The organism is Marinomonas vaga, assembly GCF_055388305.1.
In genome coordinates this window covers 2451957-2466710 of record NZ_AP043903.1, presented here as the reverse complement: position 1 = coordinate 2466710, position 14754 = coordinate 2451957, and the positions used below count along the sequence as shown (strand labels likewise).

General features: G+C 44.3%; 15 protein-coding genes. 4 read left to right on the top strand and 11 right to left on the bottom strand.

The features are described from left to right. Positions 1–19: 19 nt before the first annotated feature. The 3 genes from ACZ5DR_RS11560 to ACZ5DR_RS11550 all read right to left on the bottom strand — a co-directional run bounded on the left by ACZ5DR_RS11560 (position 20) and on the right by ACZ5DR_RS11550 (position 4617). Positions 20–658, bottom strand: a complete 639-nt coding sequence (locus tag ACZ5DR_RS11560) for a response regulator transcription factor (protein ID WP_377369493.1) — start codon at positions 656–658, stop codon at positions 20–22. A gap of 105 nt (positions 659–763) precedes the next feature. Then, positions 764–2107, bottom strand: a complete 1344-nt coding sequence (locus ACZ5DR_RS11555; RefSeq protein WP_377369491.1) for an HlyD family type I secretion periplasmic adaptor subunit — start codon at positions 2105–2107, stop codon at positions 764–766. Next, a complete protein-coding gene (locus ACZ5DR_RS11550; protein ID WP_377369490.1) occupies positions 2107–4617 on the bottom strand; it encodes a type I secretion system permease/ATPase in 2511 nt (836 codons plus the stop codon). The genes ACZ5DR_RS11555 and ACZ5DR_RS11550 overlap by 1 nt, the downstream gene beginning before the upstream one ends. 142 nt (positions 4618–4759) lie before the next feature. On the opposite strand from ACZ5DR_RS11550, the gene ACZ5DR_RS11545 reads away from it, so the two are divergent. Then, positions 4760–5113 carry a hypothetical protein gene (locus ACZ5DR_RS11545; protein WP_377369488.1) on the top strand — a complete coding sequence of 118 codons (354 nt, stop codon included), beginning with the start codon at positions 4760–4762 and terminating at the stop codon, positions 5111–5113. Between the two features lie 20 nt (positions 5114–5133). Here ACZ5DR_RS11545 and ACZ5DR_RS11540 read toward each other — a convergent pair whose 3' ends face one another. The 5 genes from ACZ5DR_RS11540 to ACZ5DR_RS11520 are packed head-to-tail and all read right to left on the bottom strand — an operon-like array spanning position 5134 to position 9438. Beyond that, positions 5134–7086, bottom strand: coding sequence for a bifunctional diguanylate cyclase/phosphodiesterase (locus ACZ5DR_RS11540; RefSeq protein ID WP_377369486.1), 1953 nt, complete (start codon positions 7084–7086; stop codon positions 5134–5136). A gap of 10 nt (positions 7087–7096) precedes the next feature. Next, positions 7097–7789: a transglutaminase-like cysteine peptidase gene (locus ACZ5DR_RS11535; RefSeq protein WP_377369484.1), complete on the bottom strand. Its 693-nt coding sequence runs from the start codon at positions 7787–7789 to the stop codon at positions 7097–7099. Positions 7790–7794: 5 nt separating this feature from the next. Further along, positions 7795–8085: a DUF1244 domain-containing protein gene (locus ACZ5DR_RS11530; RefSeq protein WP_377369482.1), complete on the bottom strand. Its 291-nt coding sequence runs from the start codon at positions 8083–8085 to the stop codon at positions 7795–7797. 16 nt (positions 8086–8101) lie between these two features. Beyond that, on the bottom strand, positions 8102–8701 hold the full coding sequence (locus ACZ5DR_RS11525; RefSeq protein ID WP_377369480.1) for a tRNA-uridine aminocarboxypropyltransferase: 600 nt from the start codon (positions 8699–8701) through the stop codon (positions 8102–8104). Positions 8702–8712: 11 nt separating this feature from the next. Beyond that, positions 8713–9438, bottom strand: coding sequence for a pyridoxine 5'-phosphate synthase (locus ACZ5DR_RS11520; RefSeq protein ID WP_377369478.1), 726 nt, complete (start codon positions 9436–9438; stop codon positions 8713–8715). Positions 9439–9571: 133 nt separating this feature from the next. Between ACZ5DR_RS11520 and ACZ5DR_RS11515 the strand changes: the two genes are divergently transcribed. From ACZ5DR_RS11515 to ACZ5DR_RS11505, 3 genes are all read left to right on the top strand, one after another. Continuing rightward, the gene (locus ACZ5DR_RS11515) at positions 9572–10246 is read left to right on the top strand and encodes a DNA-3-methyladenine glycosylase I (RefSeq protein WP_377369476.1); all 675 of its coding nucleotides are present in this window, start codon (positions 9572–9574) and stop codon (positions 10244–10246) included. A gap of 21 nt (positions 10247–10267) precedes the next feature. Next, positions 10268–10912: a DsbA family oxidoreductase gene (locus tag ACZ5DR_RS11510; RefSeq protein ID WP_377369474.1), complete on the top strand. Its 645-nt coding sequence runs from the start codon at positions 10268–10270 to the stop codon at positions 10910–10912. Positions 10913–11072: 160 nt separating this feature from the next. Next, the gene (locus ACZ5DR_RS11505) at positions 11073–11273 is read left to right on the top strand and encodes a (2Fe-2S)-binding protein (RefSeq protein ID WP_377369472.1); all 201 of its coding nucleotides are present in this window, start codon (positions 11073–11075) and stop codon (positions 11271–11273) included. Between the two features lie 26 nt (positions 11274–11299). On the opposite strand, the gene bfr (ACZ5DR_RS11500) is transcribed toward ACZ5DR_RS11505, so the two are convergent. The 3 genes from bfr (ACZ5DR_RS11500) to parC form a co-directional block, all read right to left on the bottom strand. Further along, on the bottom strand, positions 11300–11782 hold the full coding sequence (gene bfr / locus ACZ5DR_RS11500; RefSeq protein ID WP_377369470.1) for a bacterioferritin: 483 nt from the start codon (positions 11780–11782) through the stop codon (positions 11300–11302). A gap of 9 nt (positions 11783–11791) precedes the next feature. Further along, on the bottom strand, positions 11792–12259 hold the full coding sequence (gene bfr / locus ACZ5DR_RS11495) for a bacterioferritin (RefSeq protein WP_377369468.1): 468 nt from the start codon (positions 12257–12259) through the stop codon (positions 11792–11794). Between the two features lie 71 nt (positions 12260–12330). Further along, positions 12331–14598: a DNA topoisomerase IV subunit A gene (parC, locus tag ACZ5DR_RS11490; protein ID WP_377369466.1), complete on the bottom strand. Its 2268-nt coding sequence runs from the start codon at positions 14596–14598 to the stop codon at positions 12331–12333. Between the last annotated feature and the right edge of the window lie 156 nt (positions 14599–14754).

The window sequence follows — 14754 nt, the reverse complement described above, 5'->3', positions numbered from 1 at the left end:
CTCCCCTATTGCGCCCCACTTAATGAGTCACCACACCCCGCTGAATAAGGAGAGCTAACGACAAACGATCTTTAACATTAAGCTTCTGATAAATAGCTGTTAAATGAGCTTTAACCGTACGCTCAGTAATCTCCATTTCAGTGGCAATGCGCTTATTACTAAACCCTTGTCCAATATACTCAGCGACTGTCTTTTCTCGCTCAGATAGCTCTTCAAAACCGCTAGAAGTATTGATAGTTACGTTAGAAACCGTCGCAGTTTGCTGAATAAGTTGCTGAATAAAATCCTTGCCGCCCCAGATTTCCCCTGAGTCGATTACGGATAAAACGAGCTTAAGTTGCTCCTTCCCGATAAAAGGCGAACACTGGCCATTTACACCCATAGATAACATTCTAAGCGCCGCAGCTTGACTACGTCGGTTTGGAAAAGCAACCAATTTAAGATTCGTAAACTTTTCTCGGAGCGCTACGACATCTTCTACTTTTTCTGAGAAATCTTCATCGCCAAGATAAACAAAGCAATAGTCAAAATTGCCCTTGGACAATTGATTTACTGTTTGTTCGAAATCAGTGGCTCTTATTTGTTCGACAGACGAGTCTAAAATAGTGGTCCAGTGATTCCATACTGATTCATTTGTGTTCCAGCACAATAGTTTCAAAATTCGCCTCATACCTGCAGTGTGCCCGCTCTATTCTATAAGGGAGCTTAACCAATATACGTTAAGTTTTGTAACACCGATTAGTCATAAAATACAATTTTGTAACTATCTTTCTCTTAACGCATTTTGCTTCGCTTTTAGTATGGGTTTGAGCAAGTAATCTAGTAATGTTTTCTTACCTGTGATCACATCGACAGTCGCCTGCATACCAGGAATAATGGCCAAAGGCGCTTCCTCTGTACCAAGATGACTATTATCGGTACGAACCCTCACAAGATAAAAACTATTCCCTTCTTCATCAACAATCGTATCAGCAGAAATATTTTCTACACGAGCGTGAAGGCCACCAAAAATTGCAAAATCATAAGCTGTTAATTTCACCACAGCCTCTAAGTCAGGTTTAATAAAACCAATGTCTTCTGGGCGAACTTTTGCTTCAATCAAAAGAGAATCTTCAATGGGAACAATTTCCATTAGATTCATCCCTGGCTTAATCACACCACCCACTGTATTAATTTGAATCTGCTTAACAATGCCTCGGACCGGTGAACGAACTTGAGTACGCTCTACTTTATCAGCAAGCGAAACACTGGTTTCTCTGATGCGATCTAACTCGGATCGTGCTTTAGTGAGCTCCTCTTGCGCTTCCGCGCGAAATTTAGCATTGCTCTCTTGAAGTTTGGTTTCTGCTTCTCTTAGGGAAGATCGTGCTCGAGGCAGAGCCAATTGCGTTGCCTGCAACTCCCCTTGCATCTGATTGACTTCCCGCTCCAATTGCAACAGTTCAACACGAGACACTGCCCCCTGCTCAAACGCAGGACGTGTGAGAGAAAGCTCTTCTTGGGCTAACTCAACACTTCCTTGGAGGTTATTTAACTTAGCTTCCTGCTCGACAATCTCTTGCTTTTTCTGATCAATCTGCTGCTCAAAAACCGACCGATTAGCCTGCAACGAATCTTGTCGATTCCGATACAAGTCCATTTCTCGGCTGACGATTTCTGGATATTGATTGCGCATGCGATCCGTAAACACAGGGGGCTTGTTTTCTGCTTCAGCAGTCAGACGTGCCGCACGTACAAGCAGGTTCATTTCTTCTACCTGCTGTTCCCGCAAAGAAGACAAGGCTTCTGTGTTCTCAATAGTCATGAGCAACTGGTCGCGGTCTACCGTTTGACCTACATGGGTATTAATCTCTTTTAGAATGCCGCCTTCAAGGTTTTGAATCACTTGAACCTGACTGGAAGGTATAACCTTCCCTTCTCCTACAGTTACCTCATCCAAGGACGTATAGTTGGCCCACACTAGAGCAGCGATCACAAAAATGAATATAGACCAGAGAATGATTCGACCACCACGTGGGGTTTTCAACATAAACGCGGCGTTACGATCAGACAAGAAGTCGAGATCCGTTTGCGCAACGGATTGGCGCTCTTTGGATTCGTTCATCATTAACTTACCTTCAACTTGCCTTGGCGTAAGGCTTCAAATACTTGAGCTTTAGGACCGTCAGCCACCATCCGACCATTATCCATCACAATAATTCTGTCTACTAAATCTAGCATGGAGGATTTGTGCGTGATAAGAACCAGAGTTTTATTCTGGATTGCTTGAGCTAAGCGTCGCTTCATACGCGCTTCAGTTGTATTATCCATAGAGGCCGTAGGCTCATCCAATATCAGTATATTTGGATCGAACAGTAGGGCACGGGCGATAGCAACACTCTGCCTCTGACCACCAGAAAGCAGCACCCCGCGCTCACCCACAACACTGTCTAAACCTGAAGGTCGTCGATTAGCGAACTCAGAAACACCGGATAAGTCTGCAGCACGAAGCACAGCGTCATCTTCAATGTATGGCACCCCAAGGGTAATGTTGTCTTTAATTGACCCGTAAAACAAGGTGACATCTTGGGAAACGGCGCCGACATTGCGACGCAAGTCCGTGGGATTGACTTGACGTATGTCCACCCCATCAATACGTATCGCACCATCCATTGGCGCATAGAGCCCAGTCATTAACTTACCAAGAGTCGATTTCCCTGAACCAATACGACCGATAATGGCAACTTTTTCACCCGGGTTAATTTTGAAGCTAATATCGCTTACAGCAGCTTGCTCTTGTTCTGGGTAAGCAAAACTCACCGTATCAAATTCAAACTGCCCATCGAACCGAGGACGGTGAACATACTTCACTTCGTCTGGTTGCTCTACCGGAGAGTTCATTATTTCATTGAGAGACTCAAAAGCAGACTTTGCTTGATTATAACGGGTTGATAAAGCTGCCACTTGGGCCATTGGCCCCAATGCTCGCCCAGTCAACATGACACAAGCAATTAAAGCCCCCATACTCATTTCTCGTTCCGAGATCTGGTACACACCAACGATCACCATAATCACAGTCGTTAATTGCTGTGCGACCATTGCAAATGAGGAACAGGATTGGGCCAGTTGACGGGTCTTAATGCCCCAATCAGCAATATTGCCCACAGCACTTTCCCAATGCTGCTGTAGCACACCTTGTGCATTGTTAAGCTTCACGCTTTCTGCATTGGAAAGACTCTCGATCAATACGGCATTTTTTTGCGAAGCCGTTTTCTGACCTTCTTCCACAGATTTACGTAATGGCACCTGGATAATCATAGAGTAGATAATAATCAAAGCGATGGTCACGAGCGGAATGTAGCCCACTGGCCCACCTATCAACCAAATTACCCCAACAATCAAAAACATAAATGGGATATCAACCAAGGTGGTAATAGAGGCTGAAGTAATAAAATCCCTTATGCTCTCAAACTCTTGCAGGTTTTTAGCAAAAGCCCCTACCGACTTAGGACGTGAGGCCATTGTGATATTGTTCACTTTAGAAAAAATGGTGGCAGATATTAAAATGTCGGATTTTTTGCCTGCCACATCAATAAAATAGGCTCGTAACGAGCGCAGTAAGAAATCAAACAAATAGACAACACTGGCCCCAATTGCTAATACCCAAAGGGTATCAAAGGCATTATTTGGCACCACTCGGTCATAGACGTTCATGACGAATAAGGGACTGGCCACCGCAAACACATTTATTAAAAGGGAGGCTATAAACACATCTCGATAAATGCGCCATGAGGATGTAATGGTTCCCCAGAACCAATGGCCTTTTTTACGCTCCTCTCCGGCTTGAGTTTGAGATCGCTTATCAAAGCGATATTGCGGACGAACAAAAAAGCAATAACCGGTATAGCTTTCTATTAGTTCGTCCAATGGCATATGCACTTCCCCCTCGCCAGACTCCGGACGAAAGATTTTCGCAATACGCTGTTTTTGATCCACTTCTAACAGCACACATGCCTGCTTATCTTTTAGCAAGAGAACGGTTGGAAGGACCAACTCAGGAATCTTTTCTAACGAGCGCTTCAAAAAACGCGCTTTGAGGCCAATTCGGCGGGCCGCTCGTAAAAATAAATCCGGCCCCATACTTTCAGTATTAACAGGTAAGCCTGCTGCTATGCCATCAGCTGTATAAGGGTTATTGAAGTATTTACTTAATAGCACCAAACAATCTAAAAGAGGGTTAGGATATTCAATCTTAGTGGGATCAATTTCCCATTGTGCTCCAGTTTCCTGAAGGTTCTCTGACTCTTGCTTTGTTGCTTGGGAACTCGATGTATTCTGAGAGATAGTAGACTCCGTAATCTGCTCAGTAGAACTAGCGGTTTGTTGACTAGAACTAGTCTCTGGTTTTTGTTTCTGGCCCGATTGTTGTTCTGACTGATTTGACAATTTATCTGAAGTCTCAGGTGCGGCCATATTGTCTGAACGAGATTCATTGCTTTTACTGAAAGACAAATCTTCATTCAATAATTCTCTTACATTTTTTTTGGGGGCTTCGCTCACTTTAGCATTTTCACTCTCGGTCACACCTTTACTTTCAGTAGCGTTGGACGGTGTACCTTTATCTCCTGACACTGCCATGCAGCCAACCCCCAAAAAATTGATTTAAACAGAACATCTTATGAATCAAGGATATAATAGACTAGAATAAACCCATCAATCATAGAATACTACGATCATCAGCGATTTATAATTCACTTAACCACATTGGAGGGATGCAACAATGCTCTATGCAAAAGTCAATGAAAACGGCGACATAATTGATGTTGCAACCCAACAGTCAGACGAATATACATTGCTTGTAGCACCGGATAATCCAGTAGTTGCTCAATTACTGGAAGCCAAACTCGACGAGAACTCGTCCCGCGAACTATTAGAAACTTCCGACCAAGATATGATGCGAGTCCTAGAGGACTTAATCGACTTACTGAGCGAGAAACGCATCATTCAATTCACGGAACTTCCTTTAGCCGCCCAGAAAAAGCTGTTAAGTCGTAAGTGGGTACGAGGCATTCAAAAAGGCCACAGTGATGCCCTCATCATCGAAAATGAACTAGACGATGATGCTTTGATTTAAAGCATCATCTCATTCATTTCTTAACCAAAACTTCTTGGACGCCCCACTCCGTAACCCTGAATACCGCTAATATCAAATCCTTTCAGTATTTCGATTTGCTCAGCCGTCTCAACACCTGTAGCAATCACTTCAATCTGCAAGCTATTAAACATTTTACACAAGGTGTGCATAAAGAAAGATTCGGACTCCTTACCTACAGCCAGCTTAGTATAAGAAGGATCTACCTTCACATAATCTGGCATTAGGGTCTGCAGGTATTGGAACGCCGAGAAGTGCTTACCCACATTATCAATCCCCAGCTTAACCCCATGACCTTTCAACGTCTGAGCTAACAAAAAGGCATGATCCTCTGATGCCAAGACTGTCTGCTCTGAGATTTCAAAGGCTAGCTTACCTTTAACCGCTTCCGGCACTTTGGTTAACAATTGATCCAACCAGCTCACAAAGGACATTTTTGCATAGGCTGAAGCAGAAAGGTTAATGGCATAAATACCTTTCACAGAAGGGTGTTCAATGGATTCAATCACCCGCTGAATAATTACTTGGTCGACCTGCTCCCCCAAGTCAAATTGTTCAGCTAAACCGATGAAGTAACCCGCATGATACTGCTTACCCTCGTAAGAAAGACTGGCGTAAAGCTCATGCTGCAACGATTTATTCAGGTCTTCAACACTGGCCACCATCTGGCTGCGCAATACAAAGCTGCGCTTTTCAATGGCGTACTCCAGCATCTCCTTCCACTCTAAACGGCCAATGGCCATTTCGTGACCTGTCTCACTGTCAAACAGACGAACTTGGTTCGGGCCAGCTTGCTTCGCAGCACGCAACGCCGCATCGGTTTGTGCCATGGCATTTGAGCGAGTCACACTGTTATCTATCAACACTGCCCCTATGTTCGCCACGTCTTCCGAGTAACTCACACGAGAACCTGAAAGCTCTTTTAGCTCACCCATTAGATCGTCCGCTAATTTAGCAAGTCGATCTTTATCTATGTTAGGAATGAGCACCACAAAGTCAGCACCACTCATTCGCGCCACTGTGGCATCGGAAAATCCTGAAAGCCCAACATTTAAAATAATGTCTGCAGCACTGCGAATAAAATTGTCCGCCGCCTCATAGCCACGCTCATTGTTAACCTTTGCGAGATCTAAGAGGTTCACCAGCACTAGGCCATCTAACGTACGATCCGTATCATCAAAATGCGCTTTGGCTCGACCTTCAAAAAAGTTCCGATTTCCCAGTCCACTAACAGGATCCTTAAACGCCTTGGCTTGCAACCACTGAGCCGTTTGCGCTTCAGCAGCGAATTCTTTTTCCAATTTCTCCGCCATTCGGTTCATGGACTCCACAACGGATTTTAATTCTCGGGTTTTGGGAAGTTCTGTCATACGAACAAAGCGGCGCTGCTGTATCGCCTCTGCCTGTTTTTCCAACTGCACTAAAGGCTTAAACAACCAGCGCAGTGCCAAACCACCTAATACAACAGAGACCAAGCCGATGACGACAAATGACAACAGCAAGGCCCGTGTTGCTTGCCATAACTGGTAATAGCCATAGCCAGCACTGCCAGTAACATACACCTGTCCCATTTCCGTCCAGCCATTGGAGACGACAGCCCGAGCTGTTGGCACTTCAAAATCGATCATGCTGGTAAACCAAGCCGGCACCCCAATGATTTTAGTGGTGTTACTGCGTTCAATATTGCTATCAGATTCGTAGATATGTACGCGCACATTGGAAAAATAACCACTATCAAATACCGCGTTCACACTACTTTCCACAGATACAAAATCTTCCATGGCCATATAGTCCGAGATCTGCATACTCAAGGTAGTCGCAGAGTCTTGGGTCGTTGAGTGCAACTGATTGACCAAATAATCTTTCGTGCTTTGGAAGTTAATCGCTAACACCACCATCAGCACCAAAGACAGCAGCAATATTATGGTTAATAGAAGTTGTCGAAAAAGAGTCACGCTCGTTCTCCTAGCTTTCCAAATCAGAAAGTCGATTGTTTAAGTCTGTCCATAAACTCAGACGCGATGAGCCACCCACCAATTCACCTCGCCCCTTTTCCTTAGACAGCCATAAGTTCTCGGCATTAAAAGAGTATATCGGCAGCAAATCTGGACGTTTAATTGCGGGCAGTATGGTTTTATTTAAGTTATCTAAAATAACCGGTACGGAAGTAGGCTTGTGATAATAAGCCAGTACCATGTGATGTTGATTCAATGTGATCGCTTTAACATAAACCAAGCGAAGTTTGTCATCGGGAACACCCAGCTCGCGCAAGGCGAAATATTTGGCAATGGTAAAATCTTCACAATCCCCTGCGCCTTTCCCTAAGAACTCTACTGGTGTGGCCCAATAGTCGTTTTTTCCCCACAGGTCGATATCATTCACAAAGCCCATCATGTTAAAGAAGTCATTTACCGCGTTTAACTGATCTATGACGCCTTTGCCTTGGGTATCCTCAACCATGTTACGCCAAGCGATAATGCGTCGCTCAGCGCGTTCTCCGTGCTGTAATCCGATTTTATGGGCGAGCGCCAAATACTTCTGTGAAATATCCGCCTGAAGCAAGGTCGCAATGAACATCAATGGCAAGACGATCAACAACAGTCGAAACATTGTCGTCCGTGCTAGCCAAGTGATGAGTCCGCGGATGCCCACTGCCATTAACGCTACTCTTTAGGACCCTTTGCAGCGAACTGAGCCAGTTGCTCTGGAGAGGCTTCTGCTTGATATTTGGCTTTCCATTGATCATAAGGCTCTTTGTAAACGATTTCTCTCGCTTCATCATACGTGAGCTCTTGACCTTGCTCTTCTGCAGCAGCCACATACCATTTGCTCAGGCAATTACGACAAAATCCCGCCAAGTTCATCAGATCAATATTTTGAACATCTTTACGGGAATCTAAATGCTCTAACAAACGGCGTAACACCGCCGCTTCAATTTCAGTTTTGTTATCCATGTTTACAACTTCTTAATCACGATAAATGTTTATGTTGCTGGGGCTGTTGTGCCCATTGTCTCTCGACCACTGCGGCAAAAAACGACGTCATTGCTTGACTGTCAAACTCAGTTGAAAGCAAGTCTAAAGCATAGGTGGCGGCCTCAAAGGTCGATAATGCATTTTCGCTGGGCGATTTACGAATCACATAATGACTTTTAGGCGGTATGGTAAATGACACCATTGGAAAGCTAGCCAATACATCATGGGTATACAGCATCTTCTTTGCCTTTCGCCAAGTGCCATCTAATAACACAATATTTGAGTAATCTGATGACTCATCCGTTGCCAGGATCTCTAGTGGTTTTGCTTTATCATCAGGATAAAGCAAAACCGTGTTTTTAGTTGTAACGCTTTGCAAGAAAGTGTGCCATTCTTCAGGGTCATCCACTTGCACTATTTGTGCTGGCTTATACCCTAAGATAAACAAACGTGCAGTATTCTTAGCGTGCCTGGATTCCTTTTTATCTTGTAGAATCCAAACCTTAACGGAGCCTGAAAGTGACGGTACCAAATCACATATACATTGTATCGCTGGGTAACTGCAGGCTTCGCAGACACAACGTTTATTAACCATCGCCTCAGCCATCAGCTAAGTTGATCTAAATACGCTTTAACGACATTATCCCAACCCAACTCAAGCGCTTCGACCGTCAAAGCGTGGCCAATGGACACTTCGGTAATGTGACCGGGAGCGCATAACAACCCAACATTTTCCAGGTCAAGATCGTGACCTGCATTAACCTCCAAGCCAATGGACTTCGCGGCTAAAGCGGCCTCTTGGTATTCTTCATTGACGGATGCTTGCTGATCTGTGTGGTAGGCATTGGCATACGCTTCCGTATAAAGCTCTACCCGATCAGCACCAACAGACTTTGCCAATGTCATATTCTCAGGGACGGGATCCATAAAGAGCACCACACGAATGCCTTTATCGCGAAGTTTTGCAATGACAGGGCGTAATGCATCCTGATCGCGCGCCACATTCCAACCATGATCGGAAGTCAGCTGATTTGGGTCATCCGGTACTAGGGTGCATTGATCTGGCACGACCTCTAATACCACCTCCAAAAATTTTGCATCAGGAAAGCCCTCAATATTCAACTCTCGGCCTGGGTATTGTTGTAATAACGTCTTAATGTCGTAGGCATCTTTGTAGGTTGCATGACGCTGATCTGGGCGAGGATGTATGGTGATACCAAATGCCCCTTGATCCAATGTGCGCTTTGCCATGGCAACCACATTTGGGTAGTCACGGCCACGAGAATTGCGCAGCAGGCCAATTTTATTCAGATTAACGCTAAGGTGTGTCATGAGCTGTCCTAGTCTAACTATTTTCCACATCAGTATAAGCCAATGACACAACTAACTTTAAGTACTAATTCTTAGAATTCCTATGGAGCGAAACAGTTATGCTACAATGGCCGCCAATGGTTAGGAGCCCACTTTGAACTACGAATCTTTTACAGACATTTATCAACGTGCCATTAAGCGTTTTGGTTCTGAAGCAGTATTAAAACAACAGTTAGTTGTGCCTAAAAACCCTTCGGAATTAGCGCAAATTTCCGATGATCGTTGGCTTGCTGCATTTACCCAAAAGATTTTTCAATCTGGGATGAACTGGCAAGTAGTACGCAATAAATGGCCAAACTTTGAAGAAGCTTTTTTTGGCTTTGATATAGAAAAAATGCTGCTGATTCACGATGAGATGTGGGAGGCAAAAGCCAAAGACCCTGCAATCATTCGCCACCTTGGAAAAGTAATGACCATTCGTGAAAATGCCCTGATGATCTCAGAGATCCAAGGGAAACACGGCAGTTTCTCAGAATATGTGGCTAATTATCCTGTGGCCTTCATCACTGACCTCTGGGCCCAGTTGAAAAAAGACGGGGCACGCTTAGGTGGAAATACCGGCCCTTATACATTACGCATCATGGGAAAAGACACCTACTTGATGACCCGTGATGTTGAAGGTTACCTGCGTAACACCGAGATCATTACCACAGGCAGAGACACACAGGCCGCGAAAAATGCAGCACAAGCTGCCTTTAATCATTGGCAGCAAGAATCCGGGCTCCCCTACTGTCAAATCAGCCAATGCATAGCATTTGGTGTTAACTGATATTATTTCCACGGAGATCAAATGGCCGATTTAACTATCGACATCGTTGCAGACCCAGTTTGCCCATGGTGCTACCTAGGTTACACACGCCTTAAAGCCGCCATAGAGCATTTGGGAGACGACTTTCGTTTCGACATTCACTGGCTTCCCTTTGAATTACACCCAGATGTGCCTAACAGCGGTGTTCCTCGCGCTGAATATTTGGGTAAAAAGTTTGGCAGCCAAGAAAAGTTAAACGAAGTTACCCACGCACTGCAAAACGTAGGTCAAGAAGCGGGATTAGAATTTAACTTTTCTGAGAAAGACGTAATACCGAACACTAAACTCGCCCATCAGTTTATTGCTCAAGCATCACGCATGAACTTATCAACCGCTATGATGACTGCTTTGTTTTATGCTTATTTCACATTAGGCGAAAACATTGGTGATGAAACTGTAATCACAAAAATAGCCAGAGATGTTGGACTTCAAGACGAAGACATCGAAGATGCTTTGTCACGTGAAGCGGAACTCTTGGTGGAAGAAAAGATGGAACGCCTAGCCAGTTTAAACATCCAGTCTGTTCCGACTTACATCGTCAACGAAAAGTTTTTGGTTCAAGGCGCTCACCCACCAGAGACCTTCGCAGAAATTCTCACGGATATCACTAAAGAAAATGGCGCTTAAAGCGCCATTTTCTTTAGCTGTACAAACAAATTTATGGGGTGCAAGCATTTATTCTTAAAATCTATCAGTATTTTAAAATAAATTAATATCTTTTTGTTGATAACAATTATCACTAACCCTAAAATCATTCTCAATTAGTATTGAGAGTGATTTTCATTTTATGTACGTTTGTCTTTGCAACGCCGTATCCGATAAAACGATCAAGAAATCGATTGCCGATGGCGCAACCTCTATGCGTGATCTTTATCGTGAGCATAATTTAGGCAATCAATGTGGAAAGTGCTGTAAGGATGTGAAGAGTATTCTGAATGAAGAGCTCCTCAAACTTGCAGAGGAGCTTCCTATCGCAGTAGTAGCTTAATTGATTGGTACTTAATTCATTAAAGATCAATCAATAGAAGATTCGCCCATTTGCGACTGTAAGTAATTCTCTAACCCAGCTGAGCCAATCAAATGCTGCTGTGTTTCCAGCCAATCAATCTGCTCTTCTTGCTCATCCTGAATCTTTTCAACAACTTCACGACTCATAAAGTCTTTCTTTGATTCACACAGCTTCACAGCTGCCTGAAGGTCCGGCAGTGTTGCTAGCTCAAACGCCAGATTTGATTCAATCATTTCCACACAATCTTCGCCAATGCGCAGACGCCCGAGATCCTGCAGATTTGGTAACCCTTCCAAAAACAAAATACGCTCAATCAATCGATCAGCATTCTTCATTTTTTGGATAGAGGTTTTGTAATCCGCTTTATCTAGTAATTCAAAGCCTTTGTCTTTAAACATACGGGCATGTAAAAAGTACTGATTAATGCCTACCAGTTCATTTGCGAGTATTTTATTCAAGCTCGCAATGACGTCACGATCACCTTTCATACTCGCTCCTTACATTTGAGATTGAATGTAGTTTTGCTCACCGATGACATCCATCAGACGAAGCTGTTTCTCTAGCCAATAAACATGATCTTCTTCCGTGTCAAACAGCAACTTCTCAAGCATTTCGCGGGTTTGGTAGTCCCCTTCTTCCTCGCAGATAGCAATCACATCACGTACGCAGGCCACCACTTCCAGCTCGAGGGTAAGATCATTTTGCATCATAGAACGCACGTCCGTACCCACTAACAGGTCGCGACGTTTAGTCATGCAAGGAGTGCCTTCTAAAAACAAAATACGCTTAATTAACCAGTCTGAGTGATCCTTCTCTTCATCCATCTCATGGTTAAGGCGCTCATATAATTTTGTGAGTCCCCAATCCTCATACATGCGAGAGTGGATAAAGTACTGATCAATTGCCGCGAGTTCATTTTCCAATAGCTTGTTCATGCTATCGATGACTTTTTGACTGCCTTTCATGTTTAATACCTCTTCAGACTACTGTATTCAAAGTAGCATCAATTTCTTACATTTTAAATTTTTCTAATCTATTACTCTGAGGGTTTACCTTCACCCACTTTTACTTCTAAGGTGTCGATCCTCTGGAAACCACGGGGAAGTTTCAAACCTCGACGCCCACGTTCACCAATGTATTCTTGTAACTCTTTCTCAGCGAAGGATATGAATCGCTTACCACTGTGAGCCAAAAGCAGGTCTTCAGGCTGTACAGACGCCATCGCACACACCCACTCTTCTCGATCCTTCGCACGTGCAGACGAGATACTCAGCATCTTATTGCCTTTGCCTTTTGCCATCTGAGGTAAGGACGCCACGTTAAACACCAACATGCGTCCTTCATTTGATACCACCACCGCACGACTTGTCTCAGGGTCTGCTACTTTCACCGGCGGTAGCACTTTCGCATTAACGGGCAAAGTCAGTGTCGCTTTGCCTGCTTTGTTCTTCGCATGCAAATCACCCAACTTAGCGACAAAGCCATAACCAGCATCAGAAGACACTAGATAATAGGCATCATCAGTATCTAAGGCAGCCGCAACAATATGCGTATCTTTTTCTAATGAAATACGACCGGTAATGGGTTCACCCTGCCCCCGCGCCGATGGCAAAGTGTGCGCTTTAATTGAGTAAGTACGCCCATTGGAAGCAAACAAGACTAAGGTTTGATTTGAGCGCCCTTTAGTAGATAAAAAGAATTCATCGCCGGATTTGTAACTCAAACCACGCTCATCAATATCGTGGCCTTTTGCAGCACGCACCCAGCCTTGTTTGGACAAGACCACTGTAATCGGGTCGTTGGACAACAAGTCTTCTTCGCTAAAAGCTTGTGCTTCTTTTCGCTCAATGATTGGTGTTCGACGCTCATCACCGAAGGCTTCGATCGCCTCTTCAATCTCAGTAATGATCAGCTTTTTAAGCTTACGATCCGACGCTAATAAGGCCTCGAGTTGCTGGCGTTCTTTTTCCAACTCATCCTGTTCGCCACGGATACGCATTTCTTCGAGCTTGGCCAAATGGCGAAGTTTTAACTCTAGAATCGCTTCTGCTTGAGTATCCGTCAGGCCAAAACGCTCCATCAAAACAGGCTTAGGCTTATCTTCCGTACGGATAATCTCAATCACTTCATCAATGTTTAAGAAAGCAACTAACAAACCCTCTAAGATATGTAGACGATTAAGTACTTTATCTAAACGGAATTCTAAACGCTTACGCACGACCCCAATTCTGAATCGCAACCACTCACTAATAAAAGCCGTCAAAGGTTTTACTTGGGGCAAACCATCCAAACCGATCACATTCATGTTTACCCGGTAGGATTTTTCTAAATCCGTGGTGGCAAACAAGTGGGTCATTACACTTTCAACATCCACTCGGTTAGATTTCGGAACAATGACGAAGCGAGTTAGATTCTCATGGTCCGACTCATCACGCAAGTCCACGACCATTGGCAATTTCTTCGCCTGCATTTGAGCGGCGATTTGCTCTAAAATTTTGCTACCAGAAACCTGATGGGGCAATTCATAAACAACGATCTCCCCTTCTTCCATGCGGTATCGAGCACGGGCTTTAACTTGCCCCTTACCGGTTTCATATAAACGACGGATGTCAGAACGTGGCGTGATAATTTCTCCGCCCGTAGGAAAATCAGGCCCTTGGACATACTCCATCAGGTCGTCCAGTTCCGCCTTCGGGTTTTGCAACATGTGAATACATGCCTGCCCTACTTCACGAAGATTATGGGGCGGAATGTCCGTTGCCATACCCACTGCAATACCAGTTGTACCATTTAACAAAAGGTTCGGCAGTCGAGCTGGCAACACTGATGGTTCTTGTAGGGTGCCATCAAAGTTAGGAATCCAATCCACGGTTCCTTGATTTACTTCTTTTAGCAGAACATCAGAATACTTTGATAAGCGGGATTCGGTGTAACGCATGGCGGCAAAAGACTTAGGGTCATCTGGTGCCCCCCAGTTACCTTGCCCATCCACTAATGGATAGCGATAAGAGAATGGCTGAGCCATTAACACCATAGCTTCATAACAAGCACTGTCTCCGTGGGGGTGGAACTTACCTAAAACATCACCCACGGTACGGGCAGACTTTTTGTATTTCGCTGTGGCTTTAAGCCCCAGTTCGCTCATGGCATAAACAATGCGGCGTTGCACGGGTTTTAGACCATCACCAATGTGCGGCAAGGCACGATCCAAAATCACGTACATGGAATAATTGAGATACGCCTTTTCGGTGTAATCTTTTAACGAAAGCGTTTCATTGGCTTCGAAGTTTAACAGGTCACTCAAAAGCGATTTCCTTTACTAGATGAACTCGGAGGCGAAAAGCCTAAGTATATCGATGACTTAACAATGCCAACTACTATAATGAGGCGTCATTTCAGCTGCAACCATTGCCGTGTCTGAATTCAGTAATAGTCTTGGATTTCTTTCCGTTGTAGACTG

Bases quoted from the DNA above. Each gene is read 5' to 3' on its own strand.
- ACZ5DR_RS11545 (WP_377369488.1), top strand. From the start codon at position 4,760: ATGCTCTATGCAAAAGTCAATGAAAACGGCGACATAATTGATGTTGCA.
- ACZ5DR_RS11510 (WP_377369474.1), top strand. From the start codon at position 10,268: ATGGCCGATTTAACTATCGACATCGTTGCAGACCCAGTTTGCCCATGG.
- ACZ5DR_RS11520 (WP_377369478.1), bottom strand. From the start codon at position 9,438: ATGACACACCTTAGCGTTAATCTGAATAAAATTGGCCTGCTGCGCAAT.
- ACZ5DR_RS11505 (WP_377369472.1), top strand. From the start codon at position 11,073: ATGTACGTTTGTCTTTGCAACGCCGTATCCGATAAAACGATCAAGAAA.
- ACZ5DR_RS11525 (WP_377369480.1), bottom strand. From the start codon at position 8,701: ATGGTTAATAAACGTTGTGTCTGCGAAGCCTGCAGTTACCCAGCGATA.
- bfr (WP_377369470.1), bottom strand. From the start codon at position 11,782: ATGAAAGGTGATCGTGACGTCATTGCGAGCTTGAATAAAATACTCGCA.
- ACZ5DR_RS11535 (WP_377369484.1), bottom strand. From the start codon at position 7,789: ATGGCAGTGGGCATCCGCGGACTCATCACTTGGCTAGCACGGACGACA.
- ACZ5DR_RS11555 (WP_377369491.1), bottom strand. From the start codon at position 2,107: ATGATGAACGAATCCAAAGAGCGCCAATCCGTTGCGCAAACGGATCTC.
- ACZ5DR_RS11530 (WP_377369482.1), bottom strand. From the start codon at position 8,085: ATGGATAACAAAACTGAAATTGAAGCGGCGGTGTTACGCCGTTTGTTA.
- bfr (WP_377369468.1), bottom strand. From the start codon at position 12,259: ATGAAAGGCAGTCAAAAAGTCATCGATAGCATGAACAAGCTATTGGAA.
- ACZ5DR_RS11550 (WP_377369490.1), bottom strand. From the start codon at position 4,617: ATGGCAGTGTCAGGAGATAAAGGTACACCGTCCAACGCTACTGAAAGT.